The organism is Lysobacter enzymogenes, assembly GCF_017355525.1.
Classification (GTDB): Bacteria; Pseudomonadota; Gammaproteobacteria; order Xanthomonadales; family Xanthomonadaceae; genus Lysobacter; species Lysobacter enzymogenes_C.
The window spans coordinates 5,773,337-5,791,843 of record NZ_CP067395.1; the positions used below are offsets into that span (position 1 = coordinate 5,773,337).

13 protein-coding genes are annotated in these 18,507 nt (G+C 70.1%); 6 read left to right on the plus strand and 7 right to left on the minus strand.

The features are described 5' to 3' along the window. Positions 1 to 36 precede the first annotated feature (36 nt). Positions 37 to 1,938, minus strand: coding sequence for a DUF1266 domain-containing protein (locus JHW38_RS24490; protein WP_207523874.1), 1,902 nt, complete (start codon positions 1,936 to 1,938; stop codon positions 37 to 39). 229 nt (positions 1,939 to 2,167) lie between these two features. Here JHW38_RS24490 and creD point away from each other — a divergent pair, with 229 nt between their 5' ends. The 3 genes from creD (at position 2,168) to JHW38_RS24505 (ending at position 5,211) form a co-directional block, all read left to right on the plus strand. Then, positions 2,168 to 3,598, plus strand: a complete 1,431-nt coding sequence (gene creD, locus JHW38_RS24495; RefSeq protein ID WP_207523875.1) for a cell envelope integrity protein CreD — start codon at positions 2,168 to 2,170, stop codon at positions 3,596 to 3,598. Between the two features lie 114 nt (positions 3,599 to 3,712). Further along, entirely contained in the window at positions 3,713 to 4,321 is a 609-nt protein-coding gene (locus JHW38_RS24500) for a GNAT family N-acetyltransferase (protein ID WP_207523876.1), read from the plus strand. Beyond that, positions 4,318 to 5,211 (plus strand): carbon-nitrogen hydrolase family protein, encoded by an 894-nt coding sequence (locus JHW38_RS24505; RefSeq protein WP_207523877.1) that lies wholly within the window; start codon positions 4,318 to 4,320, stop codon positions 5,209 to 5,211. The genes JHW38_RS24500 and JHW38_RS24505 overlap by 4 nt, the downstream gene beginning before the upstream one ends. Before the next feature lie 110 nt (positions 5,212 to 5,321). On the opposite strand, the gene JHW38_RS24510 is transcribed toward JHW38_RS24505, so the two are convergent. Both JHW38_RS24510 and JHW38_RS24515 read right to left on the minus strand, forming a co-directional pair. After that, complete coding sequence (locus tag JHW38_RS24510; protein ID WP_207523878.1) at positions 5,322 to 5,873, minus strand: phosphatase PAP2 family protein; 552 nt, start codon at positions 5,871 to 5,873, stop codon at positions 5,322 to 5,324. After that, complete coding sequence (locus JHW38_RS24515; RefSeq protein ID WP_207523879.1) at positions 5,870 to 7,060, minus strand: glycosyltransferase family 4 protein; 1,191 nt, start codon at positions 7,058 to 7,060, stop codon at positions 5,870 to 5,872. Before JHW38_RS24515 ends, JHW38_RS24510 begins: the two co-directional genes overlap by 4 nt. A gap of 282 nt (positions 7,061 to 7,342) precedes the next feature. Between JHW38_RS24515 and JHW38_RS24520 the strand changes: the two genes are divergently transcribed. The 3 genes from JHW38_RS24520 to JHW38_RS24530 all read left to right on the plus strand — a co-directional run bounded on the left by JHW38_RS24520 (position 7,343) and on the right by JHW38_RS24530 (position 12,646). Beyond that, the gene (locus JHW38_RS24520) at positions 7,343 to 8,869 is read left to right on the plus strand and encodes a glucan biosynthesis protein (RefSeq protein WP_207523880.1); all 1,527 of its coding nucleotides are present in this window, start codon (positions 7,343 to 7,345) and stop codon (positions 8,867 to 8,869) included. After that, the gene (gene mdoH, locus JHW38_RS24525; protein ID WP_207523881.1) at positions 8,866 to 10,788 is read left to right on the plus strand and encodes a glucans biosynthesis glucosyltransferase MdoH; all 1,923 of its coding nucleotides are present in this window, start codon (positions 8,866 to 8,868) and stop codon (positions 10,786 to 10,788) included. Before JHW38_RS24520 ends, mdoH begins: the two co-directional genes overlap by 4 nt. A gap of 148 nt (positions 10,789 to 10,936) precedes the next feature. Further along, positions 10,937 to 12,646, plus strand: a complete 1,710-nt coding sequence (locus JHW38_RS24530; protein WP_207523882.1) for an AMP-binding protein — start codon at positions 10,937 to 10,939, stop codon at positions 12,644 to 12,646. A gap of 25 nt (positions 12,647 to 12,671) precedes the next feature. Here the strand turns inward: JHW38_RS24530 and ppx are convergent, their stop codons facing one another. From ppx to phoB, 4 genes are read right to left on the minus strand one after another with little or no spacing between them, the layout of a single operon-like run. Next, the gene (ppx, locus tag JHW38_RS24535) at positions 12,672 to 14,201 is read right to left on the minus strand and encodes an exopolyphosphatase (RefSeq protein WP_207523883.1); all 1,530 of its coding nucleotides are present in this window, start codon (positions 14,199 to 14,201) and stop codon (positions 12,672 to 12,674) included. A gap of 15 nt (positions 14,202 to 14,216) precedes the next feature. Further along, a complete protein-coding gene (gene ppk1 / locus JHW38_RS24540; protein ID WP_207523884.1) occupies positions 14,217 to 16,301 on the minus strand; it encodes a polyphosphate kinase 1 in 2,085 nt (694 codons plus the stop codon). A 36-nt stretch (positions 16,302 to 16,337) separates the two neighbouring features. After that, complete coding sequence (phoR, locus tag JHW38_RS24545; protein ID WP_207523885.1) at positions 16,338 to 17,696, minus strand: phosphate regulon sensor histidine kinase PhoR; 1,359 nt, start codon at positions 17,694 to 17,696, stop codon at positions 16,338 to 16,340. A 9-nt stretch (positions 17,697 to 17,705) separates the two neighbouring features. After that, the gene (phoB, locus tag JHW38_RS24550) at positions 17,706 to 18,413 is read right to left on the minus strand and encodes a phosphate regulon transcriptional regulator PhoB (protein ID WP_057946945.1); all 708 of its coding nucleotides are present in this window, start codon (positions 18,411 to 18,413) and stop codon (positions 17,706 to 17,708) included. Positions 18,414 to 18,507: the final 94 nt, after the last annotated feature.

Below are 18,507 nucleotides of genomic sequence, written 5' to 3' on the forward strand. Positions count from 1 at the left end.
GGACGATCCTTGTGCGTGGGGATTGGGGGAAGGGACTTAGACAGCGACGGTCGAACCCGGTGGGTCCGACCCGGTCGCGATCGCCTCGCTCAGGTCGAACCCGGACCAGCTCAGCCGCGTCCACGGGCAATCGTACTGGTCCAGATAATCGGCGATCGCCACTTCGGTGGCGCGGGCGTTGCGCGCCTCGTGGCTGCTCCAGCGCAGCCAGGTGGCATGGCCGCGGCCGGCGGCGGCGCCGAACGCGCGCCAATCGGCGAAGCCGTCCTGCACGCGCTGGGCGTTGAGCAGCAGCAGCGGCCAGCCGCGCGCATCGTCGATCAGGCCCCAGGCCGCGAGCAGGCGCAGCAGGTAGCCCTGGCGCATGGCGTGCCAGGCCAGCAGATCGCGCACGGGATCCGCGCCGGGTGCGGCCGGGTCCGGCGCGGCGGCCGTTTCCAGCAAATTCGGGTGAGAGAAGCAGGGCACGCGGAAGAACTCGGCGCAAAAGTTCCGCACCGCCGCCTCGGCGCCGTCGCGCGCGAAGCCCAGTTCGGATTCGACCTGGGTGCGGATGCGTTGCGGGATTCCCGCCGGCGCGGCCAGCCGGGTGTCGTGGCCGACCAGGCCGATGCGGAACAGCAGCGGATCGGACACCGCCAGCGCCCAGCGCCGGTGCGTCGGCGCCGCCTGCGCCGGCCCGCCCTTGCCGAGCAGCCGCGCCAGCCAACCGCCGCCGCGCGGCGCGTCCGCGGGTGCGAACGAGGCGGCGAGCCATTGCGGGAACACCTGTTTCAGCGCGGTTTCGCACAGCTCGCTCTGCGCCGCGGCGTAGGCCGCCTGCTCGCCGTCGTCGCCGGCCGCCTCGGCGCGCCGCATCGCCAGCGCAGCGGCGACGACGGGCCCGTGCGGTACGGCGACCTGCTCGACGACGGCCGCGCGAGCGCCCAGTCCCAGCCATTGTTCGAGCGGGCCCGGAGCCGGATGGTGGCCGAGCAGATGCGGATAGGCGGCCAGCAGCGCGCGCTGGCGCGCGACGTCGTCGAGTTCGCCGAACGCGACATAGCCGGCTGCGCCGTCGCCGCCGGCGGCGACGAGGCCCAGCAGCAGCAAGTCGCCGCAGCCGCCGTCGTGCGGGCGCAATTGTTCGAGCAGGGCCCGCACGTCGGGCAGGTACTTGGCCGCGGGCACGGTGTTCTGCTTGCCCTTGATCTGCTCCAGGCTCCACTCGCCGAGTTCCAGCGCCAGACTGACGGTGACGTGCGGGCGGTTGTGTTCGTCGCGCAGGCTGAACAAGCGGATCCGGCCCTGTTCGCAATTGCGCGCGTAATGCTCGCCGTAGCCGCCTTCGAGCCGCTCGCGCTGGGCGAACTGGCCCAGGCAGTGCTGCATGTGGAACGACTCGTAGGCCAGTTCCGCGCGCAGGGTATGGCCGCTGGCGCGCAACTCGACGAAGCGGCCGTTCGGCGTCGCCGCGATGTCGGCCAGCGCATGCGGCTGGCTCGGCCACCAGCCGCGCCGGCTGCGCCGCTGCATGCGTTCGTGGTCGCGCCGCCACGCGGCGTCGGCGGCGGCGAAGGCGATGCGGTGGAATTTGCCGGCCAGGCGCGTGTCCAGGCGCGCGGCAAAGAATTCGACCATGCGCAGTTCGTGTTCGCGCAGCAGATGGTGCTCGGGGTCGATGTAGAGCATGTCCGCGTCGCCCTGCGCCAGCTTGCGCAGGAACCATGGCGCCGGCGCCTGCGCGCTCATGCACACGCGCCAGTTGTCCTCGCTGCGCACCGGCAGCACTTGGGCGAAGCGGTTGACGACCCAGCGGAAGAAATGGCTGCGCAGCCAACGCGCGATGTCGGCGTGATCGCGGCGCTGCTGGCTGCGGCGCACGATCGCGGCGCGGATCGCGTCGGCGTTGATGACGTCGCGCGCGGTCGGCGGCGATGAGAGGGCGGGAGAGTCCATTCCTGCGGCGTTTCCGGGGGCGGGGTCCTGACGATGGCGGGGCGGCCGCGCCCAGTATCCTCGCTGCGCGCCCGCAGCCCAAGCGCCCGGCCCGGCGCCGCGGATCGGCCGCGGCGCGCGCTTCACCGACGCTTCACCGTCGCCGCACCGCCTCGCCATCGCGCCTCCGCACAAGCCGCCCAAGCTTGCCGCCAAGGTCGCGGACAACGTCGCGCACAGGGAGAACGACATGCGGGTCTGGTTGAAGATGTTGATGGTGCTGGGGCTGACCCTGGCGATTCTGGTGCCGCTGCTGATGATCGGCGGGGTCATCGACGAGCGTCAGACCTACCGCGCCCAGGCGGTGGCGACGGTCGCGCGCAGCTACGCCGGCGCGCAGGCGTTCTCCGGCCCGGCGCTGATCGTGCCGTACGAGGACACCTGGATCAGCGAAGAAAAGGACGACAAGGGCGTGGTCAAGCGCATCGCCCATCGCGAGCAGGGCCGCTGGACCTACTTCCCGGCCAAGCTCGAAGTCTCCGGCGAGATCGTGCCGCGCGAACGCACGCTCGGCTTGTACAAGGTGCTGGTGTACGAATGGCAGGGCAAGGCCCAGGCCAGCTTCAACGCCAACATCCCGGCCAACCCGGTCGCCGCGCCCGGCACCACGGTCAACGGCATCGCCCGCAGCATCGGCAAGCCGTGGCTGAGCTACGCCTTCGCCGACGTGCGCGGCCTGCGCGATCCCAAGCTGCGTCTGGACGGCGTCGAGGCGGCGATCGAAGACGGCCAGGGCGCGCGCGACGGCGGCGGCATCCACGCCCGTCTGGCCGCGCCGGCGCCGGCGACTCAGCTGAAGGCGCAGACCGAACTGGAGTTCACCCTCGGCGGCACCGAATCGCTGGCGCTGGTGCCGCTGGGCAAGGACAACCGCTTCTCGCTGCGTTCCAAGTGGCCGCACCCGAACTACGGCGGCAGCTTTCCGCCGAGCTCGGACAGCATCGGCGCCGACGGCTTCCGCGCCGACTGGCGGGTGTCGTCGGTCGCCACCAACGCCCAGCGTCAGTACACCGCCGGCGCGGTGCTGCCGTCGGTCGGCCTGACCGAAAGCTATGAGGCCGCCGCGGGGCCGGAAGGCGCGATCGGCAGCGAGATCAACGCGGTCCAGATCACCCTCAAGGACCCGGTCAACGTCTACTCGCAGGCCGAACGCGCGACCAAGTACGGCCTGCTGTTCGTGTTGCTGACCTTCGTCGGCTTCTTCATGTTCGAACTGATCAAGCAACTGCGCATCCACCCGATCCAGTACGGCCTGGTCGGCCTGGCCCTGGCGATCTTCTTCCTGCTGCTGGTGAGCCTGAGCGAGCACATCGACTTCGGCGTGTCGTACCTGATCGCCAGCGTCGCCTGCATCGGTTTGCTGGTGTTCTATCTGAGCGCGGTGTTGCGCAGCCTGGTCCGCGCGCTCGGCTTCGGCGCGATGCTGGTGACGCTGTACGGCGCGCTGTACGGCCTGCTGATCTCCGAGGACAACGCCCTGGTGCTCGGCGCCGGCCTGCTGTTCCTGATCCTGGCCGCGATCATGGTCGTCACCCGCAAGGTCGACTGGTACCAGCTCGGCGCCAGCGCGCCCGGCAAGCGCGCCGAGCCGTCGCCGCCGCCGCTGCCGGACGCGCAGTGACCGCCGCGGGGTTCGCCGGCGGCTGAACCCGAACGGCGGCGGGCCGCGCGCCCGCCGCCGTTTTTTTGCCCGCGCGCCGCCGCGCCGGGCCGCGCTTTTGCCTAAGATGGCCGGATGAAGAAACCGATGCCCACGCTGCGCAGCTACACCGGCGCCGAGATCGCGCCCTACCTGAACGCGATCGCCGCACTGCGCATCGCGGTGTTCCGCGAATGGCCTTACCTGTACGACGGCGACGCCGCCTACGAGGCCAAGTATCTGCAGGTGTACCGCGACTCGTGGCGCGGCGTGGCGGTGCTGGCCTTCGACGGCGAGCGCATCGTCGGCGCCTCCACCGGCCTGCCGCTGATCGACGAGATGCCCGAGATCCGCGCCGCCTTCGACGGCCATCTGGTCCAGCCCGAGCACGTGTTCTATTGCGGCGAGTCGGTGCTGCTGCCCGAGTACCGCGGCCGCGGCGTCGGCCACCGATTCTTCGACCTGCGCGAAGCGCATGCGCGCGCGTTCGGCGAATACCGCTGGACCACGTTCTGCGCGGTCGAACGCGACCCCGGCGATCCGCGCCGGCCGGCGTTCCACCGCGGCAACGAGGGGTTCTGGAAGAAGCGTGGCTACACCCACCGTCCGGAACTGGTGGCGAAGCTGGCCTGGAACGAGGTCGCCCGCGGCGAGCGCGAGCATTCCCTGAGTTTCTGGCTGCGGCCGCTGGAGCGCGCGCGATGAAAGTGGCCGTAGCGAAATACCGCATCGGCGCGCCGCGCGACTTCGCCGAGTTCGCCGACAAGCAGGCGCAGTGGCTCAGCGCCGCGCGCAACGGCGGCGCGCAACTGGCGGTGCTGCCCGAATACCTGTCGCTGGAACTCGGCGCGACCTTCGGCGCGGCGACCCAGGGCGACCTGCACGCCTCGCTGGTGGCGACCCAGCAGTACCACGGCGCGTGGCTGGACCTGTTCGGCCTGCTCGCGCGCGAGCTGCGCCTGCACATCGTCGCCGGCAGTTTTCTCTACGACCCCGGCCACGGCCGCTACCGCAACCGCAGCTACGCGTTCGCGCCCGACGGCGGCCGCGTGTGGCAGGACAAGCTGCAACTGACCGGTTTCGAGAAGCAGGCCGGGGTGATCGAGCCCGGCGACGCGCTGCGCACCTTCGAACTGGCCGGCCAGCGTGCCGGCATCGCGGTCTGCTACGACATCGAGTTCCCGCTGCCGGTGCGCGCGCAATGCGAGGCCGGGGCCAAGCTGCTGATCGCGCCGAGCTGCACCGACACCGACGCCGGCGCGACCCGCGTGCGCGTGGGCTGCCTGGCGCGCGCGCTGGAGAACCGCGCCTTCGTCGCCCAGGCGGTGACCGCGGGCGAAGCGCTGTGGAGCCCGGCGCTGGACACCAACACCGGCGAGGCGGCGGTGTACGCGCCGATGGACCACGGCCTGCCGGCCGACGGCGTGCTTGCGCACACTCGGGGATCGCAGCCGTGGGCGTTCGCCGATCTGGATTTCGCCGCGTTGGAAGCCAGCCGCGAACGCGCGCAGGTGGCCAACGATCGCGATTGGGTCGGGCAGTGCAAGCCGGCGTTGGTGCGGGCGCAGATGGCGCAGTGGGGCGAGCAGAAATAGGCCACGCGGCGAGCGTGAGCGATCACGGTCGCGGCTCGCGCCGCTCCTACAGGTAGCCCATGTAGGAGCGGCGCGAGCCGCGACCGCGACACTTCAACTGCCGCGCAACCTCAACCGAACAACGACACCCCAGGCACCAACCACAGCGAAATCCCCGCCAAGGTCGAGCCGATCACCGTCGCCGCCAGCACATCGCTGGGATAGTGCAACCCCAGCACCACCCGCGACGCCGCCACCGACGCGGTGAACGGCACCAGGATCCAGCCCAGCGCGGGGTAATGCGCCATCGCCACCAGGCTGAAGGCGACCGCGTGCAGGGTATGCCCCGAGGGGAAGCTGAATTCGTCCAGCGGCGCGACCCAGGCATGGATGCGCTGGTCCGACGCGAACGGACGCGGACGCCGGGTCCAGCGCTTGAGCAGCTTGTACAGCGCCAGCGCGATCACGCCGGTGGCGGCCAGATGCGCGGAGGCGCGCAGGCCGTCGTAACCGTCGGCGAGTACCAGCACCGCCATCAGCGCGTACCAGAACACGCCGTCGCCGAGCCGGCTGACCGCGGCGAAGTACGCGCGCGAACCGCTGCGTTCGCCGAGCCGGTTGGCGCGCAGGCACCAACCCGATTCGCCGGCGATCAGACGCTTGCGCAAGGGCAACCGGTTCATACGACCTCCTGCTCGGGTTTGTTGTCGGGACGGGACTCTTGGCTCAGCCGCAGCGGCATGCCGCTGCGGTCGGCCAGGCCGTGCAGCACCGCGTCGAAATCGGCGGCGACCTGCTGCGGGCGCAGGCCGCCGATCGCCTCGCGGCCGGCGCGGGCCATGCGCGCGCGCAGCGCGTCGTCTTCGGCGATGCGCGCGGCCGCGGCGATGAAGCCGGCCTCGTCGCCGCTGGGCAGCGCCGCGCCGTGTTCGCCGTCGCGCAGGTGTTCGTGCGCGGCGCCGTAGTCGAACGCCACCGTCGGCACGCCGCTGGCCATCGCTTCCAGGGTCACGTTGCCGAAGGTTTCGCTGAGGCTGGGGAACAGGAACAGGTCGCCGCTGGCGAAGTGCGCGGCCAAGGTCTCGCCGCGCTTCACGCCGCAGAACACGAAGTCGGGATGGTCGCGCTGCAGTTTCTCGCGCGCCGGGCCGTCGCCGACCCAGACGAAGCGCGCGTCGGGACGGCGCTGTTGCAGCGCGCGGAACGCGCGCACGGCCAGGTCCAGATTCTTCTCCGGCGCGATCCGGCCGACGTAGATCGCGACCAGGGTGCTGTCGTTCGCGCCCCATTCGCCGCGCAGCGCCGGGTCGCGGCGCGAGGGTTCGAACAGCGCGGTGTCGACCGCGCGCGGCAGCCGCACCACGTCGTGGAAACCGCTGGAGCGCAGGAACTGCGCCAGCTCGCGCGTCGGCACCAGGGTCGCGTCGGCGCCGTTGTGGAAGCGGCGCATCCACGCCAGCGCGGTGCCGACCAGGAACGGCGCGCCGTAGTCGCGCATGTATTCGTCGAAGCGGGTGTGGAAGCCGGTCGCGGCCGGAATCGCCAGCGCGCGCGCCGCCTTCAGCGCCGACCAGCCCAGCGGGCCTTCGGTGGCGACGTAGATCGCATCGGGCTTGCGCGCCGACCAAGCCTGGCGCAGCCGCGCGGCGCAGGGCAGGCCGAAGCGCAGGCCGGGGTAGCGCGGCAGCGGCAGGCCGCGCACCAGCAGTTCGTGATCGGCGCCGTCGCCCTGGCCGTCGGCGTCCTGGCGCGGGCGCACCACGCCGACCTCGTGGCCGCGCGCGCGCAGACCCTGCTCCAGACCGTGGACGGTCAGGGCGACGCCGTTGATTTCCGGCGGATAGGTCTCGGTGACGATCGCGTAGCGCATGCCGCGGCTCCCGGTTTGCGCAATCTTGTGCGCGCGCCGTGTCCCTGCGGTTGCCGGCGCATGACGCAGGCATGACCGCAGCCGGTAATCGTTTTCCGGAACCGTTTTCATCCGGCCGCCGTCACGAAACGCCGCGCGTTCGCCGGTTTTGTCGCGATCCGTCAATAGTCTTCGCGCAATACCGCGGCATCGCCGGCGATCGCGCAGCTTCCGCTTCGTTAACAAGCCTGTCCCTACAATCGCCGCGTTCATCTGCTCCACGCCATCCGCCAGGGGGACTGCTTGCATCGACGCGAACTGATCAAGGCCGGACTGGGCCTGCCGCTGGCCGCCTGGGCCGCGACGGGCGCATGGCCGTCCTGGGCGGTCGCGGCCGGGCCGGCGCAGGCCTTCGACGCCGACACCGTGCCGGCGCTTGCGCGCGCGCTGGCGGCGCGTCCTTACCGCGCGCCGGCGAGCGAACTGCCGGCCGGATTGGCCGAGGTCGATTACGACCGCTGGCGCGACATCCGCTTCGATCCGAAGCAGGCGCTGTGGAAGAACGACGGCCTGCCGTTCCAGTTGCAGCTGTTCCACCGCGCGTTCCTGTTCAAGCAGCGGGTCGAACTGAACCTGGTCGACGCCGGCCGCGCCGCGCCGGTGGCTTACCGCAGCGAGTTGTTCGACTTCGGCAAGGCGCCGCGCCCGCCCGCGGACGCCGACCTGGGCTTCGCCGGCTTCCGCGTGCACGCGCCGATCAACCGCAAGGATTACTTCGACGAAGTCTGCGCCTTCCTCGGCGCCAGCTATTTCCGCGCCGTCGCGCGCGACCTGCTGTACGGCCTGTCGGCGCGCGGCCTGGCGCTCAACACCGGCGTCGGCGACCGCGAGGAGTTCCCCGCGTTCGTGTCGTTCTGGATCGAACGGCCGGCGAAGAACGCCAAATCGATCGTCGTGCACGCGCTGCTCGACAGCCCGAGCACCGCCGGCGCGATGCGTTTCGTCGTCACCCCGGGCGTCGACACCACCTTCGACACCACCCTGCGTTTGTACCCGCGGGTGACGCTGGACCGCGCCGGCATCGCGCCGCTGACCAGCATGTACCACTTCGACGACACCGACCGCCGCGGCGTCGACGACTTCCGCCCGGCCGTGCACGACTCCGACGGACTGGCCTTGTTCAACGGCGCCGGCGAACAGATCTGGCGGCCGCTGCACAACCCGGCCAATGTGCAGGAAAGCGCGTTCCAGGACCGTCGCCCACGCGCGTTCGGGCTGATGCAGCGCAAGCGCGCGTTCGCCGACTACGCCGACAGCGAAGCCCATTACGAGCGCCGCCCGAGCCTGTGGGTGGAGCCGACCGGCGACTGGGGCGAGGGCGCGGTGCACCTGATCGAGATCCCGACCGGCGACGAATACCACGACAACATCGTCGCGTTCTGGCGCCCGCGCGCGCCGCTGGCGGCCGGGCGCGAACACCGCTTCGACTACCGCCTGCACTGGTGCGCCAAGCATGCGTGGAAGCCGGAGCTGGCTACTGTCTCGCGCACGCGCATCGGCGCCGGCGCCAACGGCGCGCGCCTGATCGTGCTCGACTTCGACGGCGGCCGCCTGCCCAAACTGCCCGCCGGCGCCCAGGCGCGCGCGGTGGTCTGGGCTTCGGCCGGACAAGTAACCGACGCCACCGCGCACGCCATCGCCGGCACCGGCGGCTGGCGGCTTTCGTTCCAACTCACCCCCGGGGACACGCGCGCGATCGAGCTGCGCGCGGTCATGGAAGACGCTTCCGGTGCCCTTTCCGAAACCTGGCTTTATCGTTGGACTGCATGAACGCAACTGTCGCACCGCCGCAACGTCCCGCCGCCACCGCGCCTTACGAAGCGCTGCCGTCCGAATCGCCGATGGCGATGCCGGTGCAGTCGCTCAAGGCCGGCAGCCTGTCGTCCAACCCGCTGCCGACCGCGCCGCGCGGGATGGCCCTGCGCCGCCTGTACGTGATCGGCGGCGCCGCGCTGCTGACCCTGGTCGCGGCGTACCACATCCTGCGCGTGCTCTACGTCGGCGGGCTCAGCGTGCTCGAAGGCGCGCTGCTGGGGCTGTTCCTGTTCCTGTTCGCCTGGATCGCGCTGGCCTTCACCAGCTCGCTGGCCGGCTTCATCCTGATCCTGTCGCGCCGGCGCTGGCGCATGGGGCTGAAGCAGGGCGGCGAACTGCCGGAACTGGGCCAGCGCACCGCGCTGCTGGCGCCGACCTACAACGAAGATCCCGAGCGGCTGATGGCCGGCTTGCAGGCGATCTACGAATCGGTCGAAGCCACCGGCAAGCTCGACCAGTTCGACTTCTTCATCCTCAGCGACACCACCAAGGAACCGATCCGCCAGGCCGAGATCCGCGCGTTCCAGGCGCTGCGCGAACGCACCGGCGGCCATGCGCGGATCTTCTACCGCCGGCGCAAGAACAACGCCGAGCGCAAGGCCGGCAACATCGCCGAGTGGGTGCGCCGGTTCGGCGGCGCCTATCCGCAGATGCTGATCCTCGACGCCGACAGCCTGATGACCGGCGAGGTCATCGTGAAGCTGTCCGGGGCGATGGAACGGCATCCGGACGTGGCGCTGATCCAGACCCTGCCGATGATCGTCAACGGCCAGACCCTGTTCGCGCGCATGCAGCAGTTCGCCGGCCGCGTGTACGGGCCGGTGATCGCCTACGGCATCGCCTGGTGGCACGGCGCGGAGAGCAACTACTGGGGCCACAACGCGATCATCCGCACCCGCGCGTTCGCCGATCACGCCGGCCTGCCGGAACTGCGCGGACGCAAGCCGTTCGGCGGCACCGTGCTCAGCCACGACTTCGTCGAGGCCGCGCTGATGCGCCGCGGCGGCTGGGCTTTGCACATGATTCCGGGGCTGGTCGGCAGCTACGAGGAAGGCCCGCCGTCGCTGACCGACATGCTGGTGCGCGACCGCCGCTGGTGCCAGGGCAACCTGCAGCACACCGCGGTGCTGCCGGCCAAGGGCCTGCACTGGATCAGCCGCATGCATCTGATGATCGGCATCGGCCATTACTTCACCGCGCCGATGTGGGCGATGCTGATGCTGATCGGCCTGATCATCCCGCTCGACAAGCTCGATTACTTCAGCTGGCAGAGCATCCGCCTGCCGGGCTTCTCGCCGAGCGCTTACTGGCGCGACCAGGATCCCGACCGGGTGCTGTGGGTGTTCATCGCCACGATGGCGGTGCTGCTGGCGCCGAAGTTCATGGCCTATCTGGCGCTGCTGACCGACCGCGAGACCCGGCGCGGCTGCGGCGGCGCGATCCGCGCGTTCTTCAGCATGATCTTCGAAACCCTGCTGGCCGCGCTGATGGCGCCGGTGACCATGTACCTGCAATCGCGCGGCGTCGCCGAAGTGCTGTCGGGCAAGGACTCGGGCTGGGAATCGCAGCGCCGCGACGACGGCAGCCTGCCGCTGTCGGGGCTGATCCGCAGCTACGGCGGGCTGACCCTTTTCGGCGTGCTGATCGGCGGCATGGCCTACGCGATTTCGCCGCCGCTGGCGGCGTGGATGTCGCCGGTGATCCTCGGCCTGATCGTCTCGATCCCGGTGGTGGCCTTCACCTCCGCGCGCGGGCCGGGGCAGTTCCTGCGCAAGATCGGCATCTTCCGCATTCCCGAGGAGATCAGCCCGCCGCCGGTGCTGGTGCGGGCGACGCAGTTGCGCGCGGAGGCGGCGAAGCGGTCTTCGCTTTGATTCGCTGACCTGAATCGCTGATCTAGATCGCTGATCCAAATCGCCGGCCCGGATCGGCGATCCGAATGGCTGATCCGAATCACGGATCGGCCGTGGACGCGAACGCCCACGGCGTTTGCTCGGCGCGGCGAGCGGCTATGCTCGCGGCATGAGCCAGACCCGCAGCGCGCCCGATCCCGCCCTCAGCCATGTCGTCGGCGCGTCCGCGCCGGCGTTGCTCGACGAAACCATCGGCGCGATGCTCGCGCGCATCGCCGCCGCCTGGCCCGAACGCGAAGCGCTGGTGGTGCCGCCGCAGAACGTGCGCTTGAGCTGGCGCGCGTTCGACGCGGCGGTCACGCGCCTGGCCGCCGGCTTGCTCAAGCTCGGCCTCGCCCCCGGCGACCGCATCGGCGTGTGGTCGCTGAACCGCGCCGAATGGGTGCTGCTGCAATTCGCCAGCGCGCGCGCCGGGTTGATCCTGGTCAACATCAATCCGGCCTACCGCACCCACGAGCTGGAGTACGCGCTGAATCTGGTCGGCTGCCGCGCGCTGGCGATCGTGCCGTCGTTCAAGACCTCGAACTACCTGGAGATGCTGCGCGAGCTGGCGCCCGAACTCGGCTGCCATCCGCCCGGCCTGCTGCGCGCGCAACGCTTGCCGGACCTGCGCCACGTGCTGGTCATGGGCGCCGATGCGGCGCCGCCGGGAACGCACGCGTTCGACGCGGTCGCGGCCTGCGACGACCCGGCCGCGCACGCGCTGCTCGACGAGGTCGGCGCGCAGTTGTCGCCGCACGACGCGATCAACATCCAATTCACCTCCGGCACCACCGGCGCGCCGAAGGGCGCGACCCTGACCCACCGCAACATCGTCAACAACGGCTTCTTCGTCGGCGAGGCGATGCGCCTGAGCGAACGCGACCGGCTGTGCATCCCGGTGCCGTTCTACCATTGCTTCGGCATGGTCCTGGGCAATCTGGCCTGCGTCACCCACGGCGCCTGCATGGTGATTCCCGGTGAAGGCTTCGACCCGCTTGCGACCTTGCAGACCGTCGCCGCCGAACGCTGCACCGGCCTGCACGGCGTGCCGACGATGTTCATCGCCGAACTGCAGCATCCGCAGTTCGCCGAGTTCGACCTGTCGAGCCTGCGCACCGGCATCATGGCCGGCGCCAACTGCCCGATCGAAGTGATGAAGCAGGTGGTCGCGCGCATGCACATGGAGCAGGTCACCATCGCCTACGGCATGACCGAGACCAGCCCGGTCAGCTTCCAGACCGTGCCCGAGGACCCGCTGCAACGGCGCGTGGATTCGGTCGGCCGCGTGCACCCGCACGTGGAAGTGCGCATCGTCGACGAGCATGGCGCCACCGTGCCGCGCGGCGAGGTCGGCGAACTGCTGACCCGCGGCTATTCGGTGATGCAAGGCTATTGGGGCGACCCGAAACGCAGCGCCGAAGCGGTCGACGCCGACGGCTGGATGCATACCGGCGACCAGGCCACGATCGACGCCGACGGCTACGGCCGCATCGTCGGGCGCCTCAAGGACATGCTGATCCGTGGCGGCGAGAACGTGTACCCGCGCGAGATCGAGGAATTCCTCTACCTGCATCCGGCGATCGCCGACGTGCAGGTGTTCGGCGTGCCCGACGAGAAGTTCGGCGAGGAGGTCTGCGCCTGGATCCGCCTCGCCGAAGGCGCCGCGCTCGACGCCGACGCGGTGCGCGGGTTCTGCCAGGGGCGCATCGCCCACTACAAGATCCCGCGTTATGTCGAGTTCGTCGGCGAGCTGCCGATGACGATCAGCGGCAAGCCGCAGAAGTATCTGATGCGCGAGAAGATGGTCGAACTACTGGCCGCGCGCGGCGACGGCTGAGCGACGGCGCGGCTTGCGGCGAGCCTCAGCTCGCCAACAGCTTCAACGAAATCCCCAGCCCCGCCATGTCCTGCGGCTCGCCCTCCAGGTCCGCGCGCACCAGCGGCCGCGAGTCGAGCCAGCGCCGCGATACGGTCAAGGTCAGGGTGCCGTTGTCGGCGTGCGCGTCGAGCTGCGGGATCGGGTCGGATTCGTGCGCGCGGTGCAGCAGCACCGCCAGGCGCAGCAGCGCCGAGCTGCGCCGCACCGCGGCCAGCAGGCGGTCGGGCAGGGCGTCGAACGCGCTCTTGGGGATGCTGCGGCGATGCGTGCGCACCAGCGCGGCGAGGAACTGCTGCTGCTGGCGCGAAAAGCCGGAGATGTCCGAGTTCTCGATCACGTACGAGCTGTGCACGTGGTACTGGCTGTGCGCGATCACCAGGCCCAGCTCGTGCAGGCGCGCGGCGCGTTGCAGCATCAGGCGGTCGTCGGCGTCGAGGTTCCAGGCCTTGGCGACCTGGTCGAACAGCCGCAGCAAGGTCGCCTCGACCCGCGCGGACTGCTGTTCGTCGATGCCGTAGCGCTTGACCAGCGAGGCCACCGCGGCGTCGCGCGGGTCGTCGGCGCCGCCGCGGCCGAGCATGTCGTAGAGCACGCCTTCGCGCATCGCCGCCTTGCTGATGGCCATGCGCTGCAGGCCGAGCACGTTGAAGGCGGCTTCCAGGATCAGGATGCCGCCGGCGATCACCGGGCGGCGGTCGGCGGACAGGCCGGGCAGGTCGATCGCGTCGATGCGGTCGGCCTGCAGCAGCTTGTCGCGCAGATGCGGCAGGGCTTCGGCGGTGACCGCGCCCTTGGTCAGCTTCATCGCCGCGCAGATCTCGCCGATGGCCTTGTTGGTGCCCGACGAACCCAGCGCCTCGTGCCAGCCCAGCGCGCGGTAGGTGCCGGCGAACTGCTGGAACTCGGCCGAGACTTCGGTCAGCGCGTCGCGCCACTTCTTCTTCGACAGCTTGCCGTTTTCGAAGAAGCGGCGGGTGCTGGCGATGCAGCCGACCTGCAGGCTTTCGCGCTCGATCGCCTCGAAGCCGGCGCCGACGATGCATTCGGTGGAGCCGCCGCCGATGTCGATGACCAGCCGGCGCTCGCCGGGCTTGGACGGCTGCGCGTGGGCGACGCCGAGGTAGATCAGGCGCGCCTCTTCGCGGCCGGACACCACTTCGATGGCGTGGCCCAGCGCCGATTCGGCCGGCATCAGGAACGCCTGCGGCGCGGCCAGCCGGCGCACGGTGTTGGTGGCGATCGCGCGCACGCGTTGCGGCGGCACGTCGCGGATGCGCTGGCCGAAGCGCGACAGGCATTCCAGCGCGCGCTGGCGCACCTCGGGGGCGAGCCCGCCCTTGCGGTCCAGACCCTCGGCCATGCGCACGGTCTCGCGCAGCCGGTCGACGGTGCGCAACTGCCCGAGCACGTAACGCGCCACCACCATGTGGAAGCTGTTCGAGCCCATGTCGACCGCGGCGAGCAGGTCGCCGTCTTCGAGCGGCAGGCGGCTGGTCGGGAAAAGATTATTCATGCGCGGGATTTTCGGTCATCCGCACAACTTAGCCAACAAGGTCGCCTGCGCCGAGTGCGGCATCGCGCCTTCGGCGGGCGCGATCCGGGCGTAGAGACCGTCGCTTTGCAGCTCCCAGGAATTGAGGTTGTCGGCCAGGTAGTTGGCCAGCGCTTCCTCGTAGACGCGGCTGCGCAGCTCCGAATCCAGAATCGGGAAGCCGGTCTCGACCCGGCGCAGCAGGTTGCGTTCGAGCCAGTCGGCGCTGGAGCAGAACAGGTCCGGCGCGCCGTCGTTGGCGAACCAATAGACGCGGTGGTGTTCGAGGAAGCGGCCGACGATCGAACGCACGCGGATGTTGTCCGACACGCCTTCCACGCCCGGGCGCAGGGTGCAGGCGCCGCGCACGATCAGGTCGATCTGCACGCCGGCCTGCGAGGCTTGATACAGCGCGCGGATCACCTGCGGCTCGTTCAAGGCGTTCATCTTGGCGACGATGCGCGCGGGCTTGCCGGCGCGGGCGTGCTTGGTCTCGCGGTCGATGCGCTTGAGCACGCCGGCATGCAGGGTGAACGGCGATTGCAGCAGGCACTTGAGCTTCAGCGACGGCGCCAGGCCCGAGAGCTGCTGGAAGATCAGGTGCACGTCGTTGCCGATGTCCGGGTCGGCGGTGATCAGGCCGAAGTCGGTGTAGGCGCGCGCGGTGCCGCTGTGGTAGTTGCCGGTGCCCAGGTGGACGTAGCGCTTGAGCTTGCGGCCCTCGCGGCGGACGATCAGCAGCATCTTGGCGTGGGTCTTGTAGCCGACCACGCCGTACACCACCTGCACGCCGGCTTCCTGCAAGCGGTCGGCGAGGCCGAGGTTGGCTTCTTCGTCGAAGCGCGCGCGCAGCTCGACCACCACGGTCACGTCCTTGCCGTTGCGCGCGGCCTGGACCAGTTGTTCGACGATCGGCGAATCCTTGCCGGCGCGGTACAGGGTCTGCTTGATCGCCAGCACGTTCGGGTCTTCGGCGGCCTGGCGGATCAGCTCCAGCACCGGCGCGAACGAATCGAAGGGATGGTGCAGCAGCATGTCGCCGTCGGCGACGGTGTCGAAGATGGTGTCCACGCCCGGCGCGACGCGCTGCTGGTACGGCGGGAACTTCAGCTCCGGGCGCTGGACCAGATCGTAGACCTGGATCACGCGGTTGAGGTTGACCGGGCCGTTGATGCGGTAGACCGCGTTCTCCGGCAGGTCGAAATTCTCCAGCAGGGTGCGCACGATCGGCTTGGGGCACTGCTCGGCGATCTCCAGCCGCACCGCGCGCAGGTAGCCGCGGCCGACCAGTTCGTCGCGCAGGGCCAGGGCGATGTTGTCGACTTCTTCCTCGTCGACCAGCAGCTCGGAGTTGCGGGTCACGCGGAACTGGTACGCGCCCTTGACCTCCATGCCCGGGAACAGCTCGTCGACGAAGGCCGACAGCACCGAGGACAGGAACACGAAGTCGTGCTGGCCGCCGGAGACGTTCTCCGGCATCTGGATGATGCGCGGCAGCGAACGCGGCGCGCGCACGATGGCGAGGTTGCCGGCGCGGCCGAACGCGTCCTTGCCCTTGAGCACGACCACGATGTTGAGCGACTTGTTGAGGATCTTCGGGAACGGGTGCGCCGGATCCAGGCCCAGCGGCGACAGCACCGGCATGATCTCGTCGCGGAAGTACGCGCGCAGCCAGCGGGTCTGGCGCGCGTTCCAGGAGTTGCGGCCGAGCACGCGCACGCCGTTGTCCTGCAGCGCCGGGCGCAGCACGTCGTTCCAGCATTCGTACTGGGCCTGGACCAGCTCGGCGGCGCGGTCGTGGATGCGCGACAGCACCGTCTGCGGCGCCAGCCCGTCCGGGCCCGGGGCCAGGCCGAGGTCCTGGGCGTGGCGCAGGGTGCCGGCGCGGATCTCGAAGAACTCGTCGAGGTTGGTGCAGGAGATGCACAGGTACTTCAAGCGCTCCAGCAGAGGCACCTGCGGGTCCTGGGCCTGGGCCAGGACGCGGAAGTTGAAGTCCAGTTGCGACAGTTCGCGGTTGAAGTACAGCGAGGGGTCGCGCAGCGGGTCGGTTTCGAGCGAGGTTTCGGTCATCGCGTTCATGGCGCTGCGTTGCGTCCTAAATTCGAAGCTGCCCGCTCAGGGCAGCGCGTCGGGAAGGGTATCGTGTTGAGCGTCGCCGTACAGGTCGCGGCGGCGGATGCGCTCGGGGATGAAGTGGCAGGCGAAGGTGCTGCCGCGGCCGACTTCGCTGGCGATTTCCAGGCGCGCCTGATGCAGGTGCAGCACGTGTTTGACGATCGACAGGCCCAGGCCGGTGCCGCCGCTCTCGCGCGAACGGCTGGTCGAGACGCGGTAGAAGCGCTCGGTGATGCGCGGCAGGTGCGCGGCCGGAATGCCGTAGCCGCTGTCGATCACCTCCAGCACCGCGCCGCGGACGATGCCGGCGCTTTCGGGGCGGAAGCGGATGCGAATGGTGCCGCCGGCGGGCGTGTAGCGGATCGCGTTGCCGACCAGGTTCGAGAACGCGCTGTGCAGTTCCTTGTTCGAACCGAACAGGTCGACGCCGGCCAGATCGTCCATCGCGATCTCGTGCCGCCCCTGGCTCAGCGCATTGGCCTCGCGCTTGAGCGTGGCCAGCATCGAGGACATCGACACGTTTTCCTCGGCCGGCAGGCTGTCCTGCGACTCCAGCCGCGACAGCGTCAGCAGGTCTTCGACCAACTGGGTCATGCGCTGCGACTGGCGCTGCATCTCGGCCAGCATCGGCGCCCAGTCCGGGTGTTCCTCCGGGTCGAGCATGTCGAGATAGCCGTGGACCACGGTCAGCGGCGTGCGCAGCTCGTGCGAGACGTTGGCGACGAAGTCGCGGCGCATCTGTTCGAGCTGGAGCATGCGGCTGACGTCGCGCGCGACCAGCAGCCACAGGTTTTCCGAGTACGGGATCAGGCGCAGGCTCAGGGTCACCGCCGGATTCCACGGCGAGGCCGCTTCCAGCGGCTCGGCGTTGCGGCCGGACGCGAGCCAGTGCGAGATCTGCAACGGCTGCAAACGGTCGACCACCGGCCCGCCGATATCGCGCGGATAGCGCAGGCCGAACAGGCCGGTGGCGGCTTCGTTGAACCACTGGATGCGCTGGCTGTTGCGTTCCACCACCACGATCGCGTCGGGCATCGCCGCCGCGGCGGCGCGGTAGGCGCGCAGCATTTCGATCAGGCGGCGTTTGCGCCCGCGCATCTCGGCCTGGCTGCGGTGCAGCAGCCGGTCGAGTTCGTTCCAGATGCCTTCGCCGAGCGGCGGGGTCAGGCGCTGGCGCGCGGTCAGCCGGATCAAGACCCGGCGCAGCCGCCAGTAATGCCAGGCGACCACGCCGATCGCGGCGGCGGTGACGATGGGCCAGGGATAGCCGACCAGGATGCCGAGTACGGCGGCGCCGACCAGGATCAGGGCGAGCTGTCCGAGCGTACGGAACCAGGCGGAGCGTGCGCGCGGTGGCATGCCCTCAGCTTACGCGGCGAGTGAGGCAGAAAAACGATAGCCCGCCCCGCGCACGGTCTGGACCATGCCGTCGAGCCGGTGCGGCTCCAGCGTCTTGCGCAGGCGGCGGATGTGCACGTCGACGGTGCGCTCCTCCACGTACACGCTGCCGCCCCAGACATGGTCGAGCAGTTGGGTGCGCGAATAGACGCGTTCGGGGTGGGTCATGAAGAAATGCAGCAGGCGGTACTCGGTCGGGCCGATCTGGACCGGCTGGTCGCCGCCGTCGACCTGGGCGAACACCCGGTGGGCGGCGCCGTCGATGCGCAGCGGGCCGACGCCGACGCTGCCGTCCTCGTCGTCCTCGCGCGAACGGCGCAGCACGGCGCGGATGCGGGCGAGCAGCTCGCGCGCCGAGAACGGCTTGACGACGTAGTCGTCGACGCCGGCTTCCAGGCCGCCGACGCGGTCGTTCTCCTCGCCGCGCGCGGTCAGCATGATGATCGGAATCTCACGCGTCAGCGATTCCTTGCGCCAGCGCCGGGCCAGCTCCAGGCCGCTGGTGCCCGGGAGCATCCAGTCCAGCAGGATCAGGTCCGGCACGCGGTCGGCGATCGCGGCCTGGGCTTCGCGGGCGTCGCCGGCGTGCACGGGATCGTATTCGCCCTTGCGCAGGGCAAAGGACACCATGTCGCGGATGGCGGGTTCGTCTTCGACTATCAGGATGCGCTTCTGCACACGGTCACCGAGGGGAGGCGGGGAGGGGTTCGTCCCTGAAACCGCGCCAGTACACTACCGTTTTATGACGTACCCATGACACGGGACGGGCGGC

Excerpts from the sequence above, each read along its gene's own strand:
- JHW38_RS24505 (WP_207523877.1), top strand. The coding sequence starts at position 4,318 with ATGAAAGTGGCCGTAGCGAAATACCGCATCGGCGCGCCGCGCGACTTC.
- ppx (WP_207523883.1), bottom strand. The coding sequence starts at position 14,201 with ATGAATAATCTTTTCCCGACCAGCCGCCTGCCGCTCGAAGACGGCGAC.
- ppk1 (WP_207523884.1), bottom strand. The coding sequence starts at position 16,301 with ATGAACGCGATGACCGAAACCTCGCTCGAAACCGACCCGCTGCGCGAC.
- JHW38_RS24510 (WP_207523878.1), bottom strand. The coding sequence starts at position 5,873 with ATGAACCGGTTGCCCTTGCGCAAGCGTCTGATCGCCGGCGAATCGGGT.
- JHW38_RS24515 (WP_207523879.1), bottom strand. The coding sequence starts at position 7,060 with ATGCGCTACGCGATCGTCACCGAGACCTATCCGCCGGAAATCAACGGC.
- JHW38_RS24490 (WP_207523874.1), bottom strand. The coding sequence starts at position 1,938 with ATGGACTCTCCCGCCCTCTCATCGCCGCCGACCGCGCGCGACGTCATC.
- mdoH (WP_207523881.1), top strand. The coding sequence starts at position 8,866 with ATGAACGCAACTGTCGCACCGCCGCAACGTCCCGCCGCCACCGCGCCT.
- creD (WP_207523875.1), top strand. The coding sequence starts at position 2,168 with ATGCGGGTCTGGTTGAAGATGTTGATGGTGCTGGGGCTGACCCTGGCG.
- JHW38_RS24500 (WP_207523876.1), top strand. The coding sequence starts at position 3,713 with ATGAAGAAACCGATGCCCACGCTGCGCAGCTACACCGGCGCCGAGATC.
- JHW38_RS24530 (WP_207523882.1), top strand. The coding sequence starts at position 10,937 with ATGAGCCAGACCCGCAGCGCGCCCGATCCCGCCCTCAGCCATGTCGTC.
- phoR (WP_207523885.1), bottom strand. The coding sequence starts at position 17,696 with ATGCCACCGCGCGCACGCTCCGCCTGGTTCCGTACGCTCGGACAGCTC.